This is a genomic window from Paraburkholderia sp. Tr-20389 (genome assembly GCF_017104565.1).
Taxonomy (GTDB): domain Bacteria; phylum Pseudomonadota; class Gammaproteobacteria; order Burkholderiales; family Burkholderiaceae; genus Paraburkholderia.
The window spans coordinates 45,772-63,558 of record NZ_JAAGPD010000048.1 but is presented as its reverse complement, the minus strand read 5'-3'; the positions used below and the strand labels follow the sequence as shown (position 1 = coordinate 63,558).

General features: G+C 63.9%; 14 protein-coding genes. 9 read left to right on the top strand and 5 right to left on the bottom strand.

Features of this window, described 5'->3' with window-relative positions:
• The first annotated feature begins 275 nt into the window (after positions 1–275).
• From G3N95_RS33315 to G3N95_RS33285, 7 genes are all read left to right on the top strand, one after another.
• Complete coding sequence (locus G3N95_RS33315; RefSeq protein WP_205974349.1) at positions 276–956, top strand: VOC family protein; 681 nt, start codon at positions 276–278, stop codon at positions 954–956.
• A 29-nt stretch (positions 957–985) separates the two neighbouring features.
• Positions 986–1,891 carry a DMT family transporter gene (locus G3N95_RS33310; RefSeq protein WP_205974348.1) on the top strand — a complete coding sequence of 302 codons (906 nt, stop codon included), beginning with the start codon at positions 986–988 and terminating at the stop codon, positions 1,889–1,891.
• Positions 1,892–1,955: 64 nt separating this feature from the next.
• Positions 1,956–3,152 (top strand): PLP-dependent aminotransferase family protein, encoded by a 1,197-nt coding sequence (locus G3N95_RS33305; RefSeq protein WP_205974347.1) that lies wholly within the window; start codon positions 1,956–1,958, stop codon positions 3,150–3,152.
• 111 nt (positions 3,153–3,263) lie between these two features.
• Positions 3,264–3,734 carry a RidA family protein gene (locus G3N95_RS33300; protein WP_205974346.1) on the top strand — a complete coding sequence of 157 codons (471 nt, stop codon included), beginning with the start codon at positions 3,264–3,266 and terminating at the stop codon, positions 3,732–3,734.
• Between the two features lie 169 nt (positions 3,735–3,903).
• The gene (locus G3N95_RS33295) at positions 3,904–4,794 is read left to right on the top strand and encodes a PhzF family phenazine biosynthesis protein (RefSeq protein WP_205974345.1); all 891 of its coding nucleotides are present in this window, start codon (positions 3,904–3,906) and stop codon (positions 4,792–4,794) included.
• Between the two features lie 540 nt (positions 4,795–5,334).
• On the top strand, positions 5,335–7,710 hold the full coding sequence (locus tag G3N95_RS33290) for an EAL domain-containing protein (protein WP_205974344.1): 2,376 nt from the start codon (positions 5,335–5,337) through the stop codon (positions 7,708–7,710).
• A 184-nt stretch (positions 7,711–7,894) separates the two neighbouring features.
• Positions 7,895–9,112 carry a chromate transporter gene (locus tag G3N95_RS33285; RefSeq protein ID WP_205974374.1) on the top strand — a complete coding sequence of 406 codons (1,218 nt, stop codon included), beginning with the start codon at positions 7,895–7,897 and terminating at the stop codon, positions 9,110–9,112.
• Between the two features lie 87 nt (positions 9,113–9,199).
• Here the strand turns inward: G3N95_RS33285 and G3N95_RS33280 are convergent, their stop codons facing one another.
• The 3 genes from G3N95_RS33280 to G3N95_RS33270 form a co-directional block, all read right to left on the bottom strand.
• On the bottom strand, positions 9,200–9,658 hold the full coding sequence (locus G3N95_RS33280; protein WP_205974343.1) for a CopD family protein: 459 nt from the start codon (positions 9,656–9,658) through the stop codon (positions 9,200–9,202).
• 180 nt (positions 9,659–9,838) lie between these two features.
• Positions 9,839–12,160: a DNA topoisomerase IV subunit A gene (gene parC, locus G3N95_RS33275; RefSeq protein ID WP_205974342.1), complete on the bottom strand. Its 2,322-nt coding sequence runs from the start codon at positions 12,158–12,160 to the stop codon at positions 9,839–9,841.
• A 54-nt stretch (positions 12,161–12,214) separates the two neighbouring features.
• The gene (locus G3N95_RS33270) at positions 12,215–14,200 is read right to left on the bottom strand and encodes a DNA topoisomerase IV subunit B (protein WP_205974341.1); all 1,986 of its coding nucleotides are present in this window, start codon (positions 14,198–14,200) and stop codon (positions 12,215–12,217) included.
• Between the two features lie 359 nt (positions 14,201–14,559).
• Here G3N95_RS33270 and G3N95_RS33265 point away from each other — a divergent pair, with 359 nt between their 5' ends.
• Positions 14,560–14,850, top strand: coding sequence for a nucleotidyltransferase family protein (locus tag G3N95_RS33265; RefSeq protein WP_205974340.1), 291 nt, complete (start codon positions 14,560–14,562; stop codon positions 14,848–14,850).
• Positions 14,847–15,206 carry a DUF86 domain-containing protein gene (locus G3N95_RS33260; protein WP_346778433.1) on the top strand — a complete coding sequence of 120 codons (360 nt, stop codon included), beginning with the start codon at positions 14,847–14,849 and terminating at the stop codon, positions 15,204–15,206. The genes G3N95_RS33265 and G3N95_RS33260 overlap by 4 nt, the downstream gene beginning before the upstream one ends.
• Positions 15,207–15,226: 20 nt before the next feature.
• On the opposite strand, the gene G3N95_RS33255 is transcribed toward G3N95_RS33260, so the two are convergent.
• Both G3N95_RS33255 and G3N95_RS33250 read right to left on the bottom strand, forming a co-directional pair.
• Entirely contained in the window at positions 15,227–17,152 is a 1,926-nt protein-coding gene (locus G3N95_RS33255; RefSeq protein WP_205974339.1) for an ATP-binding cassette domain-containing protein, read from the bottom strand.
• Positions 17,153–17,382: 230 nt separating this feature from the next.
• Positions 17,383–17,784, bottom strand: coding sequence for a DUF4399 domain-containing protein (locus G3N95_RS33250; RefSeq protein WP_205974338.1), 402 nt, complete (start codon positions 17,782–17,784; stop codon positions 17,383–17,385).
• Between the last annotated feature and the right edge of the window lie 3 nt (positions 17,785–17,787).

Genomic DNA, 17,787 nt, shown 5'->3' with positions numbered 1-17,787 from the left:
TGTACCGAACAGTATCGCAGCGATTGTACCGTTACTGTGCCGGTCACTGTCGGTACATTTGATTCCAGATTCCGCATTTCCCACGTATCGACGACCTGCTTGCCCGCGCCATCCGATCGCGGCGCAAACCCCGCTGACACCGGCTATGCCGCACTGCGCATGGCCGGGCCGCAAGCCGAACGGTTATTCTTACGGATTGACCCAGGCCGCCCGGTGCGCAACCGATCGTTGCCCGCCGCCGCGTCCTCCAGCAGAACGACCGTCCTCTTGCAGACATGACAGCACACACGCTTCGACTCGATCACCTCGTTGTTTCCGCACGCACCCTCGACGAGGGCACGCAATACGTCGCCGACACGCTCGGCGTCGCGCCTTCGGGCGGCGGCGCGCATCCGTCGATGCGCACGCACAACCGGCTGCTGAACCTGTGGGGCGGCGCGTATCTGGAAGTGATTGCGATCGATCCCGGCGCCGACGAGCCCGCGAACGCCCGTGCGCGACTCTTCGCGCTCGACGATCCCGCGACGCACGCCCGCCTGGAAAGCGGGCCGTATCTGTCGCATTGGGTCGCACGCGTGGAACGGCCGAAGAATCTGGCGCTGTGGCAACAGCAGTATCCCGCGCGCATTTCGACCGTCGTGCCGATGACGCGCGGCGATTTCACGTGGAGCCTGACGGTCGCCGACGACGGCGCGTTCCCGGCGTGGCAGGACGCGGGCGGCGGCGTGGTGCCGTCGCTGATCCAGTGGGACACGCCGCGCCATCCGTCCGATGTTCTGCCGGAAACCGGCCTCGCGCTGAAAGCGTTGAAGGGCTGGCATCCGCAGGCGGACATCGTCGTGCAGCAGTTGCAATGGCTCGGCGCAGCACCGCTGATCGCGCTGGAAAGCACGGACGGCGCGCCTGCCCTCGCCGCCGACATCGAAACCCCGGGCGGGCTGCGTACGCTCAGGTAAATCAAGCACTACATGGAGAACCAGAAGCAATGAAGCGCGAAACCCAAGGCATGCTGCTCGGACTGATCGGCGTGATGATCTTCAGTCTGACTCTGCCGATGACCCGCATCGTCGTCGCCGAATTCAGCCCACTGCTGAACGGCCTGGGCCGCGCGCTCGCCGCTTCCGTTCCCGCGGCCATATTGCTCGCCGTGCGCCGCGAAAAACTGCCCACATGGCCGCAGATCAAGAGCCTCGCCGTCGTGTCGCTGGGCGTGATCATCGCGTTTCCGGTGTTTTCCGCGTGGGCGATGAAGACCGTACCCGCGTCGCACGGTGCCGTCGTCAACGGCTTGCAGCCGCTGTGCGTCGCCATCTATGCCGCGTGGCTGTCGCACGAACGGCCGTCGAAGGCGTTCTGGGCGAGCGCCGTCGCGGGCAGCGCGATCGTCGTCGCGTTCGCGCTGCAGGCGGGCGGCGGCGCGTTCCAGGCAGGCGACCTGCTGATGCTCATCGCCGTCGGCATCGGCGCGCTCGGCTACGCGGAAGGCGCGCGGCTCGCGCGGCAGATCGGCGGCTGGCAGGTGATCTGCTGGGCGCTCGTCGTGTCGGCGCCGTTCCTGCTCGTGCCCGTCGCCTGGCTCGGCTGGGAGCAGCACGTCGCGCATCCCGGCCCCGTCGCGCTGAAAACGTGGCTCGCGTTCGGCTACGTCACGCTGTTCTCGCAGTTCATCGGCTTTTTCGCGTGGTACGCGGGCCTCGCGATGGGCGGCACCGCGCGCGTCGGCCAGGTGCAACTGCTGCAGATTTTCTTCACGATGGCGTTCTCCGCGCTCTTCTTCGGCGAGAACGTCACGCCCATCACGTGGATTTTCGCGGCCGCCGTGATCGCCACCGTGATGCTGGGCCGCAAGGCCACCGTGCATACGGCCGTACGGCCGGTTCGCGCCGCCTGACCAGTTCGCGCGATAATCTCTCTTTTGACCGACCACCTGTTCCTGCTACACCGACGAGGAGACCATGAATCAAAGCGACCTCAATGCCCCGACCTGGCAATTGTCCGAACGCGCTCGCAAGCTGACCAGCTCGGCGATCCGCGAAATCCTGAAGGTCACCGAGCGGCCCGAGGTCATTTCGTTCGCGGGCGGTCTGCCGTCGCCGGCCACCTTCCCGGCCGAGGAAATGCGCGCCGCCAGCGACCGCATCCTGCGCGATTCGCCCGCCGCCGCGCTCCAGTACAGCGCGACGGAAGGCTATCTGCCGCTGCGCGAATGGGTGGCGCAGCGCTATTCGGTGAACGGCGCGCAGATCCGTCCTTCGCAGGTGCTGATCACCACGGGCTCGCAGCAGGCGCTCGATCTGCTCGGCAAGGTGCTGATCTGCCCGGAAAGCCCCGTGCTGGTCGAAACGCCGACGTATCTCGGCGCGCTGCAATCGTTCTCGATGTACGAGCCGCACTATGTGCAGGTGCCCACCGACGATAGCGGCCTGATCCCCGAAGGCCTCACGCCCGAACTGACGAAGGGCGCGCGCCTCCTGTACGCGCAGCCGAACTTCCAGAATCCGACGGGACGCCGCCTGCCCGTCGAGCGCCGCCGCGCGCTCGCCGAATTCGCGAAGTCGGCGCCCTTCCCCGTGATCGAAGACGATCCGTACGGCGCGCTCGACTACAAGGGCGAGCCGCTGCCGACCATGCTTTCCATGGCGCCCGATCAGATCGTGCATCTCGGCTCGTTCTCGAAGGTGCTCGCGCCGGGCCTGCGCATCGGCTACATCATTGCGCCCGAAGAACTGCACTTCAAGCTCGTGCAGGCAAAGCAGGCAACCGACCTGCACACGCCGAGCTTCACGCAGCGCATCGTGCACGAAGTCGTGAAGGACGGCTTCCTCGATACGCACGTGCCGAAGATTCGCGCGCTCTATCGCGACCAGTGCGAAGCGATGCTCGGCTCGCTCGAACGCTACATGCCCGAAGGCGTCACGTGGAATCGTCCCGAAGGCGGCATGTTCATCTGGGTGTCGCTGCCCAAGCACATCGATTCGATGAAGCTGCTCGAAGAAGCCGTCGCGCAAAATGTGGCGTTCGTGCCGGGCGGTCCGTTCTTCGCGAACGAAGCGCAGCACAATACGCTGCGCCTGTCGTTCGTGACCGTGCCGCCCGCGAAGATCGACGAAGGCGTCGCGCGCCTCGCGGAACTCATCCGCGCGCGTGTTTGAGACATGCCGTAGGATGCGCAACACGCATCGCTGACATCGTGCGCGCCGCCGGCATCCGTTTGGCCGCGCGCACGCTGAACGACTCTTTCCATTCATCGACGAGGACACGTCATGGCTGCAACCAATGTCAATGTATATGACAGGCTGAAGGAACTGGGCATCGAACTGCCCGTCGCAGGCGCGCCCGCTGCCGCTTATGTGATGAGCGCGCAAAGCGGCAACACGGTCTACCTGTCCGGCCACATCGCGAAGAAGGACGGCAAGGTGTGGGCAGGCAAGCTCGGCGACAACCTGAGCACGGAAGAAGGCAAGGCGGCCGCACGCTCGATCGCGATCGATCTGCTCGCCACCCTTCACGCGCATGTCGGCGACCTGAACCGCGTGACGCGAGTCGTCAAGCTGATGAGCCTCGTGAACTCGACGCTCGATTTCACCGAGCAGCACATCGTGACGAACGGCGCATCGGAACTGATCGCCGACGTGTTCGGCGAGCGCGGCAAGCACGCACGCTCGGCATTCGGCGTCGCGCAGATTCCGCTCGGCGCATGCGTCGAGATCGAACTGATCGCCGAAGTTCAATAAGCGTCAGCGATCGGCGTGTAAGTGTTCGTCGCGAACACTTTCGTCGAGCGCGAAGACCGACGCCGGAACGCCGTCGATGATGCGAAAGCGTCATCGGCGGCGTTTTTCATGGGCGTGCGTTTCATGCGGCGCGCCAACGCAAGCTCAGCCATCGAACAGGAACGAGACGATGCAACAGAAAACCGTTCGCTTCAAACAGGTCGACGTGTTCACGTCGGTGCCGTTCAAAGGCAATCCGCTCGCGGTAATCTTCGACGCGGACGGACTCGATACCGAAAAGATGCAGGCCATCGCGCACTGGACGAATCTGTCGGAGACGACGTTCCTGTTAAAGCCGACCGACCCGTCGGCCGATTACCGCATACGCATCTTCACGACACACGGCGAGCTGCCCTTCGCCGGCCATCCGACGCTTGGGACCGCGCACGCGTGGCGCGAAGCAGGCAATCAGCCGAAGCAGCCCGGCCGCCTCGTGCAGCAATGCGCGGTGGGCCTGATCGAATTGACGCAGGAAGACGGCCGCGACGGCGTATGGTCGTTCGCCGCGCCGCCTGCACGTGTCACGCCGCTTGCCGACAGCGAATACGCCGCGCTCGCAGAAGCACTGCGTAGCGATGCAATCGATTACACGGCCCGGCCATGCGGCGTCGACAATGGTCCGCAATGGCTCGTGGTCCGTATGAATTCCGCAGCGGCATGCCTCGCGCTCGATCCCGATGCGACGGCGCTGGCGCGCGTCGCGCAGACGGTGGGTGCACGCGGTCTCGCGGCGTATGGTCCGCACGAAGCGAACGGACCCGCGAACTACGAGTTGCGCTGCCTGATGCTGGGCGGCGGCCTCGGCGTAGGGGAAGACCCTGTGACGGGCAGCGCGAATGCCGCGCTCGCCGGGCTGCTGACCACGCAGAATGCGCGCCCCGGCATGCAATACACGGTACGCCAGGGCACGGCGCTCGGCCGCGCGGGCGACGTCTACGTGCGTTACGACGACACGGTGGGCAAGACGTGGATCGGCGGCGCATCGGTGACGATCGTCGACGGGACGTTCCGTCTGCCCTGAACCGGCGAGCGTCATTGCCATGAATGTCGTGAGACGGGATTGACATGTGCGCGTCACCTGGATGTTCTAAAAATCCATCCGATGCGCACACATAGAATCTCGCAAGCCGTCTCGCAACCCAATGCATACGAGGCCATCCATGCAGACGGCATGAATGGCCTCGTTGACATGATGGCTGTCGAACTTCCATTCCCGCGACGCCGCGTGCCGACGGTTTTCGACGACTTCCTTCAAACGCACGGCTGGCGCGCCTGTCCGGACAGCGTGAGGCGTGCGTCCCGGCATCGGCCGCATGCCCGCGCGGGCGAGCGTATACCCGATGCGCGAGCCCTTCCTTAATTAATGCCCATTCAGTAATATCAAAACGTTACCGATGACCAACGGGTGGTCTGGCACGCCACCACGCCCCTGCTTTCACCCGGCAGTTGCGGCGTATCAATTCGTCGAAACAGCCGGTTGCTTTAACATTCGCGCAGTCAACAGAAACGCTCACACCGCCACACAAGCATAGCCGCAAGGCACAGGGTCACGGTCCAGCCGATGAATCAGTTCCGCCTCTCTTCCGCGCGCGACGTCAGGCACCGCCTCGATCCGGCGGGAACCCGCCGACGCGCGCTGCTCGCGATCCCCGCGCTCGGCGTGCTGGTGCTCGTGCTGCTTTGGACGGTGATCTTCGCGCGGCTGTCGGTTGAGAGGGACACGACGTACCGCGAGGCGATGGCCTCGGCCGCCATTCTGTCGGCGGCACTCGAACAGCACACGGTGAAGGCGATTCACCAGGTCGATCAGATCACGCGCTTCGTCAAATACGAATTCGAGAAAACGCCGGGTCATTTCGATCTCGCCAGCACAGTCGAAAAAGGCGTCGTGCAAAGCGAGACGCTCGTGCAGGTGTCGCTGATCGACGAGCATGGCAAGCTGATCGCGAATACGGCGGAAGCGAATCCGAAGCCGATCGACCTGTCCGATCGCGAACACTTCAAGGTGCACGAGCACGAGAACGACGACCAGCTGTTCATCAGCAAGCCCGTGCTCGGCCGTGTGTCCGGCCACTGGACCTTGCAGATGACGCGCCGCCTGAATCATCCGGACGGTTCGTTCGCGGGCGTCGTGGTGGTGTCCGAAGACCCGAGCTACTTCACCAGCGACTTCTACAACAACGCAGCCATCGGCCGCGACGGCGTGATCGCCGTGATCTCGGACAGCGGCGCCGTGCTCGCGCGCCGCACGGGCAACTCCGAACACGCGCAAGGCGTATTCACGGCGACGGGTGTCTATCCCACTTCGGAGCACGTGTCGGGCACCTATGTCGATTCGATCGACAACGTGACGCGCATTGTGTCGTACCGGCATATCGACGGCTATCCGCTCGGCGTGCTCGTGGGTCTGTCGCAGGCCGAAGAATTCGCGGACTACAACCATACGCGCAACGTCTATCTGTTGATGGCGAGCTTCATCTCGCTTGCGATGCTCGGCTTCTTCGCCGTCGCCACGGGACTGATCGGCAAGCTGCTCGGACGCGAACGCGAGATGACGCATCTCGTCGAATTCGATCTGCTCACGGGGCTGCGCAACCGTTACTCGACGCTGCAGAGTCTGCGTCACGAGGTGGCACAACCCGTGAACGTCGGCCGTCTCGCGATCCTCTTCATCGACCTCGACAACTTCAAGACGGTCAACGACACGCTCGGCCACAACGCCGGCGACATCGTGCTGCAAATGACGGCCGCGCGTCTCGCCGATGCCGTCGCCGACGCGGGCGCGCTGTCGCGCATCGGCGGCGACGAGTTCGTCGTCGTGATCAAGGGCGACGATGTCGAGAAGCGCGCGGTGACGCTCGCGGAAGCGCTCATCGACGTATTCGCGAAGCCGTTCGAAGTGCGCGGCAGTTCGTTCGTACTGCATGCGAGCATCGGTATCGCGCTCTACTCGGTTGCCAACGAAAACGAAATCGACCTGCTGAAAAAAGCCGACCTCGCGATGTACAGCGCCAAGGACGCGGGCAAGAACTGCTACCAGTTCTATTCGCCGCATCTGTCGCATCGCGCGGACCATCTGATGAAGTGGGAGCAGCAGTTGCGCGTCGCACTCGCCGACCAGCAGCTCTTCCTCGCCTATCAGCCGAAGATCGACCTCGCGCGCCGCTGCATCACCGGCTTCGAGGCGCTCGTGCGCTGGAATCATCCGCAGCACGGCCTGATTCCCGCGAACGAGTTCATCCCTGTGGCGGAATCGACGGGCCTGATCGTGCCCATCGGCGATTTCGTGATCCGCACCGCGTGCCGGCAGCTCGCGCAGTGGCAGCAACAGGGTTACGACACGCTGTCACTCGCCGTGAATATTTCGGCGGTACAGTTCTGGCGCGGCGACCTGTACGAAACGATCTCGCACGCGATCGAGGAAACGGGCATCTCCGCGCGCCGCCTCGAACTCGAAATCACCGAGACGGCGATGATGGAGTATCCCGATCTCGTCTCCGAAAAAATCTTCGCGCTGAAGCGGCTCGGCGTGCGTATCGCGCTCGACGACTTCGGCACCGGCTATTCGTCGCTGTCGTATCTGAACCGCTTCTCGGTCGATACACTGAAGGTCGACCGCTCGTTCGTGCAGGCCATTCCCGGCGACCGCAGCGTCTGCGTGATGGTCACGGCCATCGTCAATCTCGCGCGCTCGCTGGGACTGACGGTCGTGGTCGAAGGCACGGAGACGGAAGAACAGATCGCGTGGCTCGCCGCACTCGGCCATATCGAGGCGCAAGGTTTCCTGTTTTCGCGGCCCGTGCCCGCCGAGGGTATTCCGGCGCTGCTCGAACGCTTTGGCGTGTGCGGCACGCACGGCGCGCATCTCACGCACCGCGGCGACACCGTCAGCATCGGCGACGCCGCGAGCACCAGCACGAGCAACGAATCGGTCTGAGCGCAGCACGCGGGCATCATTCGACGCGGGCGACGCGTCGGCCAGAAGCATGAACGGTAGCAACGCAATTCGGGCGTATCCGCTCGAGCGCGCACGACCTCAGCGCGCGCCGTCGTGGCCATCGACGGCGCGCGCCGCATAAGAATCTAGCCCAACAGGTGTTCGCATGCGGCCAGCCCGGCATATGACGGCGCTTCACGCGCCGGCAGCAGACGAAGTCACGCGATGCAACGAGCGCGAGCCGCTCTGGACGCTGTTTCGCGTCGTATTTGGATTGTCCGCGCTCTCCTGGGGCGGACTGGCGCTGATGGCGCAACTCGAGAACCACTACGTCGAACGCGAGGAGCGCCTGACGCGCCTCGCCTTCTCCGACATCGTCGCACTGGCGTGGATGGTGCCGGGGCCCGTCGGCTGCAACGTCGCGGTGCAGCTCGGTCATGTGCTGCGCGGCCGCGCGGGCGCATGGATCGCGGGCCTCGCGAGCGTGCTCCCCTTCTTCATGCTGATGACGGCGTTCGCGGTCTTCTACCGCACGCCGCTCGTGCGCGAAGTTGCGTCGCAGACCTTGCTCAATCATTTCAGCGTCGTGCTCGCGACACTGATCGGCGTCACCTGGTACAAGCAGACGCGCTCGCTCGTGCGCGGCCGGCTCGAATGGGCGGCGGCCGTGCTCGGCAGCATTGCGCTGATCGGCGCGCATACACCCGCGGCCTATATCGGCATTCTCGGCGCGGCGTTCATGTCGGGCTGGGTGCGCAGCAACGCACGCGGCGCACGTCTGTCGACCACACTGAGTGCCGGCGACTGGCGGCTCCTGATCGGCCTGTGCGTGCTGCTGCTGATCTTTGCGCTGCCGTTGCCGCATCGCTATGAACTCGCGCTGTTGTGGCCGCGCCTCGCGGGCGCGGGACTGACGCTGTTCGGCGGCGGCTTCTCCGCGCTGCCTGTATTGAAGACGCTGTTCGTCGCGCCCGCTATCGGCGTGACCGACAACGAGTTCACGCTGGCGTTTTCGCTGTCGCCTCTGTCGCCGGGGCCGCTGCTGAACGTCGTGCCGTTCTTCGGCTATCTCGTCGACGGATGGCGCGGCGCGGTGATCGCGACGATCGCCCTCTTCGTGCCGTCGGGCTGCCTCGTCGTGCTTGCGCAGCGACACCTGCATCAGCTGAAGACGAATCCGCGTTTCGAGCACGGCATGCGCGTGCTGCGCGCGGTGACGACGGCATTTCTCGCCGTTGCCGTGCTGAGGATCGTGCGCAATGTGCCGTTCGAGCCGGCCTATCTCGTGACGGCGCTGTTTGCCGGCGTGTGTTTCGCGAAGCTGAAGCTGCCGGTGTACGCGGTGTATGGGACGGTCGCTGTCGCGTGCGGCGTGTGGTTGTACTTCGGGCACGTCGGGTGACGTGGCGTTGCCCACGAGACCACCAATAGGAAAGCGCCGCATTTGCGGCGCTTCTTGTTTGAAACTCGGTGTGCGTTGCGACGGCGCTCAGAATCCGCGCGACATCACCGCCACGCCTATCGTCACGATGCCCAGCACGAGATTGACGACGACAAGACGCCGCACCGTCGCCACGGCACGCGCGCCATCGGGCCACTTCTGCGCCTGCACCGCGCGACGGATGCGCGGGAAGACCGCGAAGCGGATGTGCCCGAAGATAAGCATCATGATGATGCCGATGCCCGCCATCGCGTGAAGCTGCCACGTTGCATGACCGCCGCCGAATTGCATCAGGAGGAAGCCGCCCGTCAGCAGAATGACGAGCACGGAGACGCCGACCCAGTTGAAGAAGCGGCCGAACACCGACTCCCACAGCGGCAGCCGCAATTGCGGCGAGAGGTCTTCGAGTGCCGGACGCAGACAGAAATGCGCGAATATCATGCCGCCGATCCACACGGCGACACCCAGCAGATGCAGAAAGAGCGCGACTTCAATCGCCTTGTTCATAGTTGTTTTCCATTCCCGATGTAGCGCGCTGTCGTGACGTCCTGTCGAAAAGCGCGGCACTGACATGTGCCAATGACCGCGTTCGACTCGCGACATTATGCGCAGTTCATTCGCTGCGCTGTTTTCTTTTATGGGGATGTGTTGCGCCGTGAGAGACCCCGCTCACGGCGCTTGACATTGTCAGCCCGGCAACACCGGACGCAGCGACGCCACCTCTTTCAGCTTCGTATCCGGCGTACGGCCCTTGCGCGCGCGCTTGCCGACATTCGGTTCGAGCGCCTTGCCGGACAGCTCTTCTTCCGTCGGCTTGTTGCGGTACACGCCCTGCAGCACGACACCCGCCTTGCTGATCGCCAGCGCCTGCGTGAGTGCTTCGTTCGGATCGAGCGCCATCAGGATCACGCCGCGCCCTCCGCCCGACAGGGTCTTCATCTCGTCGAGGCCGAACACCAGCAGACGTCCGCCACCCGACAGACACGCGACTTGCGTCGCATCGGGCAGCATCGGCATCGGCGCGAGCGGCGTCGCGCCCTCGTCGATCGTCATGAATGCCTTGCCGGCCTTCACGCGGCTCACCATGTCGCCGACCTTCGCGATAAAGCCGAAGCCGTTCGACGACGCCAGCAGCAGCGCCTGCTCCGCCGATGCCGCGAAGTAATGCATCAGATGCGTACCCGATTCGAGCTCGATCAACGACGTGACGGGAACGCCGTCGCCGCGTCCGCCCGGCAACTGCGACACCGCGACGGAATACACGCGGCCCTTGCTGCCCCAAGCGATCAGCATATCGGGGGTGCGGCACTGGAACGCCGCGTAGAGACCGTCGCCCGCCTTGAACGTGAAGCCTGCCGGATCGAGCCCGTGGCCCTTCAGCGCACGCACCCAGCCCTTCTGCGACACGACGACGGTCACGGGTTCGTCGACCACGCGCGCTTCGAACGTTGCGCGCTTTTCCTGCTGGATCAGCGTGCGGCGGTCGTCGCCGTATTGCTTCGCGTCGGCTTCGATTTCCTTGATGAGCAGCCGCTTCATCGCCGGCTCGCTGCCGAGCAGTTCTTCGAGCCTGGCCTTCTCGTCGCGCAGTTCGGACAGTTCCTTCTCGATCTTGATGGCTTCCAGACGCGCCAACTGACGCAGCCGGATTTCAAGAATGTCTTCGGCCTGACGATCGGACAGCTTGAACGCTTCGATCAGCGCGGCCTTCGGCTCGTCCGATTCGCGGATGATGCGGATGACTTCGTCGATATTCAAAAAGACGATCATCCGGCCTTCGAGGATGTGAATCCGGTCGTTGACCTTGTTCAGACGATGCTGTGTGCGGCGCGTGACCGTCGTGAAGCGGAAGCCGATCCACTCGTGCAGGATCTCGCCGATGCCTTTCTGACGCGGACGTCCATCCGCGCCGACCATCACGAGGTTCAGCGTCGCGTTCGATTCGAGGCTCGTATGCGCGAGCAGCGTGGTGACGAACTCGGTTTGATCGATACGGGTCGACTTCGGCTCGAACACCAGACGCACGGGCGCATCCTTGCCCGACTCGTCGCGCACGGCGTCGAGCAAACCGAGCAGCGTCTGTTTCGTCTGCAATTGTTCCGGCGTCAGCGACTTCTTGCCGAGCTTGATCTTCGGATTCGTCTGCTCCTCGATCTCTTCGAGCACCTTCTGACCGGAGGTATTCGGCGGCAATTCGGTAATGACGAGTTGCCACTGGCCGCGTGCGAGGTCTTCGATCTTCCAGCGCGCACGGACCTTCAGACTGCCGCGGCCCGTTTCATACGCCTGCGAGATTTCCGCTTCGCTCGAAATGATCTGGCCGCCGCCCGGGAAGTCCGGCCCCGGCACGAGCTGCATCAGTTCGGCGTGCGTGATCTTCGGATGGCGGATCATCGCGACGGCGGCCGCCGCGACTTCGCGCAGATTGTGCGACGGGATTTCCGTTGCAAGACCGACCGCGATGCCCGAGGCGCCGTTCAGCAGCACGAACGGCAGGCGCGCGGGCAACAGCTTCGGCTCTTCGAACGAGCCGTCGTAGTTCGGCATGAAATCGACCGTGCCCTGGTCGATTTCGTCGAGCAGCAGCTTCGCGATCGGTGTGAGGCGCGCTTCCGTGTAACGCATCGCCGCTGCGCCGTCGCCGTCGCGCGAGCCGAAGTTGCCCTGGCCGTCGATCAACGGGTAGCGCATCGAGAAGTCTTGCGCGAGACGCACGAGCGCGTCGTACGCCGACTGGTCGCCGTGCGGGTGATACTTGCCCAGCACGTCGCCGACCACGCGCGCCGACTTCACCGGCTTCGCGTTGTCGCCGAGACCCATCTCGTTCATCGCGTACAGGATGCGGCGCTGCACGGGCTTCTGGCCGTCGCAGACGTCGGGCAGCGCGCGGCCCTTCACCACGCTCACCGCGTAGTCGAGATATGCGCGTTCCGCGTAGTTGCCGAGCGTCAGCACATCGCCTTCGGGCGCTGCCGGCTCGGTAAACAGATCGGGAGTGTTGTCGTCCATCTAGATTCCGTGTCCTTGTTGGGCGCGCGTGCATCGCACGATGCACGCCCGCGCTCAGATATCCGCTTCGACCTGGTTGCCCTTCTCTTCGAGCCAACTGCGGCGCGACGCCGCTTCGCCCTTGCCCATCAGCATCGTCATCCGTGCGACGGTCGCGTCGAAGTCGAGTTCGCCGAGCGCAACGGGCGACAGGCGCCGCGTGTCCGGGTTCATCGTCGTGTCCCACAGCTGCTCGGCGCTCATTTCGCCGAGACCCTTGAAGCGGCTGATCGACCATTGCGATTCGCGCACGCCGTCCTTGCGCAGCTTGTCGAGAATCGCTTCGAGCTCGCCTTCGTCGAGCGCGTACAGTTTCTGCGCGGGCTTCTTGCCGCGCGCGGGCGCATCGACGCGGAACAGCGGCGGACGCGCGACATGCACGTGACCGCGCTCGATCAGTTGCGGGAAGTGCTTGAAGAACAGCGTCAGCAACAGCACCTGGATATGCGAACCATCGACGTCGGCATCGGACAAGATACAGATCTTGCCGTAGCGCAGATTGGACAGATCGACGGTGTCGTCGGGGTTGTGCGGATCGACGCCGATCGCCACGGAAATGTCGTGCACTTCGTTGTTGGCGAACAGACGATCACGCTCGGTTTCCCAGGTGTTCAGCACCTTGCCGCGCAGCGGCAGGATGGCCTGATATTCCTTGTCGCGGCCCATCTTCGCGGAACCGCCCGCCGAATCGCCCTCGACGAGGAACAGTTCGTTGCGGCCGATTTCCGTCGATTCGCAATCCGTCAGCTTGCCCGGCAGAACGGCAACGCCCGAGCTCTTGCGCTTCTCGACCTTCTGGCCGGCGCGCGTACGCGCCTGCGCCTGCTTGATGACGAGGTCGGCGAGTTTCTTGCCGTGCTCGACGTGCTGGTTGAGCCACAGTTCGAGCGCGGGCCGTGCGAACGACGACACCAGCTTCACGGCATCGCGGCTATTCAGACGCTCCTTGATTTGCCCCTGGAACTGCGGATCGAGCACCTTCGCGGAGAGCACAAACGAGACGCGCGCGAACACGTCTTCCGCGAGCAGCTTCACGCCCTTCGGCTGCAGGTTGTGCAATTCGACGAAGCTCTTCACGGCCTGAAAAAGGCCGTCGCGCAGACCTGCTTCATGCGTGCCGCCCGCGGGCGTCGGAATGAGGTTGACGTAGGATTCGCGCGTGAGCGGCCCTTCTTCGCTCCACGCGACGACCCACGCCGCGCCTTCGCCTTCTGCGAAGGTTTCTTCGTTCGAGCGCGAGCTTTCCGCGTAGCGTTCGCCTTCGAACAGCGGTATCAGCAGCTCGCTGCCCGCCATGCCTTCCATCAGATAGCCGCGCAGGCCGTCTTCGTATTTCCAGCTTTGACGCTCGCCCGTTTTTTCGTTCACGAGGACGACTTCGACGCCCGGCAGCAGCACGGCTTTCGAGCGCAGCAGGCGTTGCAATTCGCCGAGCGGCAGATTCGGCGAATCGAAATATTTCGGATCGGCCCACGCGGTGACGCGCGTACCCGACTTCTTGTCGGCCTTGGCCGCGGCGCGAACCTGCAGCGGCTTGATGACGTCGCCGTGCGAGAAGCTCAGCTCGGCGACCTTGCCGTCGCGCCAGACGGTCACGTCGAGGCGCGTGGACAGCGCGTTCGTCACCGACACGCCGACGCCATGCAGGCCGCCCGAGAACGTGTAGGCGCCGCCCGCGGCCTTGTCGAACTTGCCGCCGGCGTGCAGGCGCGTGAAAACGATTTCGACGACGGGGACGCCCTCTTCAGGGTGCATGCCGAACGGAATACCGCGGCCGTCGTCTTCGACTGAAACGGAATGATCGGCGTGCAGCGTGACGGTGATCTGACGGCCGTAGCCGCCGAGCGCTTCGTCGGATGCGTTGTCGATGACTTCCTGAATGATGTGCAGCGGATTTTCGGTGCGCGTATACATGCCGGGCCGCTGCTTGACCGGCTCCAGGCCCTTGAGCACCTTGATCGATGCTTCGCTATACGCGGCGTTTGGCTTTTTCGTTGACATGGCTTGCTCGGGTCCGTCGGTTCATCGTTGTCCACATGTCGTGTGGACAGGTGCGTGGACAATGCGTCGAGTTTTCAAAAAAAGCGAAACGAAACAACGGAGTGTGTAGGCTGCACGACTTGCGTGCAGCGGTTTTCGGTTTGCCCTGTCTGCTTTCCAAGGTTTCCGGCAGGCCCGTTTGCGGGCGGTGCGCTGGAACGACCGTGGGAAGCAGGTCCGCGGGTATTTTACTGATTTCGATGCGCGGGGCAATTTAGATGAGGGGTGTAGGACAATTGACGGGGAATCTGTGTCATTAGGCACACGGACACCATATTGGGTATATTCGTGCCAGCAAACCACCTTCACGGGATGTCGAAGTGAAACCTTCAGAAGCCATGCGCGAGCATCGCGCCGAGATTCGAAGCATCGTCGCGGACCATCACGCCCGCAATGCACGCGTGTTCGGCTCGGCTGCCACGGGCGAAGACAGCGAAGATAGCGACCTGGATCTGCTCGTCGATCCGACGCCTGAGACGACGCTGCTCGACATCGCTCAAATCCAGCTTCGACTCGAAGACCTACTGGGCGTCGCGGTCGATGTCCTCACGCCATTGGCGCTACCGGAATCATTTCGTGCGGACGTGATCAATGAGGCGGTACCTGTGTGAAAAAGAGCGAACTGCGAATTCAGGACTATCTGGATCACATGCTGGAAGCGATCACGTGGATCGAGCGTTATACGCAAGGCATGTCTGAAGAGCGCTTCCGCGACGATCGTCTGGTGTTGGACGCCGCGATCCGCAATCTAGAGGTTATCGGGGAATCCGCGCACAACATCGAATGCAATCACGCAGATTTCGCAGCCCGGCATGCAGGCATTCCGTGGCGAGCGATGTATGCGATGCGCAACCGCATTTCTCACGGATATTTCTCGGTCGATCCTGGCGTGATCTGGCAAACGATTACCCGTAGTCTTCCTGATCTGAAAAAGAAAATCGCGGAAATTCGCGAGCAGACGCCATAACGTCTGCTCACACGCCGCGCTTACTTCTTCTTGCTCTCCAACTCATCCCACCGCTCGATCGCCACGAGCAATTCATCGTCGATGGCCGCATAGCGCTCGGTCAGCCGGGCACCTTCCTGCGCGTCCTTGACGAAGATCGAGCCCTCCTCGATCTGCGCGCCGATCGCCTTCTGCTCCGCTTCGAGCGCCGCGATCCGCTCGGGCAGCGCCTCCAGTTCGCGCTGCTCCTTGAACGACAGCTTCACCGTGCGCTGCGCATTGCGACCCGCCGCGCTTTCCTTCGGAGCGGCTTCCTTCGTCGGCTCTTTCGGCGCGTCCTGTTGCGCGATCTGCTCCGAACGTTCGCGCTGGATCTGCCAGTCCGTAAAGCCGCCGACATATTCACGCCACTTGCCCGCGCCTTCCGACGCGATCACCGACGTCACCACGTTGTCCAGGAACGCGCGGTCGTGACTCACCAGCAGCACCGTGCCGTCGTAGTCCGTCAGCAGTTCTTCGAGCAGTTCGAGCGTCGGAATGTCGAGGTCGTTGGTCGGTTCGTCGAGCACCAGCACGTTGGCCGGCCGGGCAAAAAGACGCGCCAGCAACAAGCGGTTGCGCTCGCCGCCCGACAGCGACTTGACAGGCGAACGCGCGCGCTCGGGCGCGAACAGGAAGTCGCCGAGATAGCTCATCACGTGCTTCTTCTGGCCATTGATCTCGACCCAGTCGCTGCCGGGGCTGATCGTGTCGGCGAGGCTCTTTTCCAGATCGAGCTGCGCGCGCATCTGGTCGAAGTAAGCGACCTGGAGGTTAGTGCCGACGCGCACCTTGCCGTCGTCCGGCTGCAGTTCGCCGAGAATCAGCTTGAGCAGCGTCGTCTTGCCCGCGCCGTTCGGACCGACGAAACCGATCTTGTCTCCGCGCATGACCGTCGTCGAGAAACGGTCGACCACGGTGCGCTCGCCGTAGCGCTTCGTCACGTCCGTGAGTTCGGCGACGATCTTGCCGGACTTTTCGCCCTGCCCGACGTCGAGCTTCACGTTGCCCTGCACGTTGCGCCGTTCTTCGCGCTCGTGGCGCATCTGCACGAGCCGTGCGATGCGGCCGACGCTGCGCGTGCGGCGCGCCTCGACGCCCTTGCGGATCCACACTTCTTCCTGCGCGAGCAGCTTGTCGAACTTCTCGTTCTCGACGCGTTCCACTTCGAGCTGCTGCGCCTTGCGCGTCTGATACGCGGAGAAATTGCCCGGATACGACAGCAGACGCCCGCGATCCAGCTCGACGATGCGCGTCGCGACACGATCGAGAAACGCGCGGTCGTGGGTGATGAACAGCAGGCCGGCGCGCTGGGAGACCAGCAGCTCTTCCAGCCAGCGGATGCCGTCGAAGTCCAGATGGTTGGTCGGTTCGTCGAGCAGCAGCACGTCCGGCTGCACGACGAGCGCGCGCGCCAGCGCGACGCGCTTTTGCATGCCGCCCGACAGCGAGCCCACCAACGCGTCGCCGTCGAGACCGATCTGCGCGAGCGTCGTGGCAACACGGGTGCGCCAGTTCCAGGCATCCGTCGCGTCGAGCGACGATTGCAGCGTGTTCATGCGCGCGAGCAACGCGTCGTGCTGCGCGCCCTCCGGCGTTTCCGCCAGTTCGTGCGCGACCGTGTTGTATTCGTCGAGCAGCGCGCTCGCGCGCGTGAGACCTGCGGCGACCGTATCGAAGACGGTTACGTCGCCGTCGAATTCGGGTTCCTGCGGCACGTACACGGTGACGAGATCCTGCTGACGCGTGATCAGCCCGTCGTCCGGCCTGGCCAGCTCGGCGACGATTTTCAGCAGCGACGACTTGCCCGCGCCGTTACGGCCGATCAACCCGACGCGCTCGCCGGCTTCGAGTGAGAAATCCGCGTGATCGAGCAGCGCGACGTGGCCGAACGCCAGTTGCGCGCCCGTAATGGTGTAAAGCGACATGGGGAAAGTGAAGAAACCAGCGATGAGTCGGAAGCGCTCATTGTACCGGTCGGCAGCATGGACGCTGACGGGATGCGGGCCCGTAGGACGGCATAGGACGAATGACGCGGCACGCATGCCTTCGACTGCGAACCCTAACGGCGTCGAATGCGCCCGCCCATTCGCGACCGGGCGTGCGCGGCAGCAGCAGATAGCTGCCGCGCAGGCTTCGCGCCCGAACGCGCCTCAGATCATTTCACGTGAATCGTGATCGTCTTGCTCATTTCCGGACCATACGAGCGATGCGCGCCGTCGCCGAAATCGAGCGTCAGGGTGTGATCGCCCGGCGGCAGCGTGAGTTCGGTTTCCGTCTGCCCTTTGCCGAAATGCAGCGACTTGTCGTTGGCCGGGATCACCTCGCCCTTCGGCAGCGGCTGCCCGTCGATGATCAGATGATGATGCCCCGCGCCTTCCGTCATCGTGCCCGCGGGCGCGATCTTCATGCCTTCGACGGCAAATTTCACATGGATGGGATTGCTCACGGTCGCGCCGTCCTTCGGCTCGACGAAGGAGACGCCCGCAGCATGCGCCACGCCCGACACGACCAGCATGCCCGCGCACGCTGCACCGGCCCACCATTTCTTGTTCAGCATCGT